The organism is Enterobacter sp. KB-280D8, assembly GCF_041399405.1.
Taxonomy (GTDB): Bacteria; Pseudomonadota; Gammaproteobacteria; order Enterobacterales; family Enterobacteriaceae; genus Enterobacter; species Enterobacter cloacae_N.
This window is the reverse complement of the sequence record NZ_JBGKEC010000053.1, coordinates 1-215: the sequence shown is the minus strand read 5'-3', so window position 1 is coordinate 215 and position 215 is coordinate 1. Positions and strand designations below refer to the sequence as shown.

Annotated in this window: 1 protein-coding gene; it reads right to left on the bottom strand. The window is 57.2% G+C overall.

Going from position 1 to position 215, the window contains the following annotated elements:
- On the bottom strand, positions 1-215 hold a 215-nt coding region (locus AB8818_RS22985), incomplete at both ends, for a GTP-binding protein (RefSeq protein ID WP_371200046.1).

The following is a 215-nucleotide window of genomic DNA, read 5'->3' as shown; positions in this document are numbered from 1 at the left end:
TTGTTCAGGAACACGATGATGAAAGGAACGCCTACCTGACGACCCAGCAGGATGTGCTCACGGGTCTGAGGCATTGGGCCGTCAGTCGCAGCAACAACCAGGATCGCGCCGTCCATCTGCGCAGCACCGGTGATCATGTTTTTAACATAGTCGGCGTGGCCTGGGCAGTCTACGTGTGCGTAGTGGCGAGTCGGGGTGTCGTATTCAACGTGAGA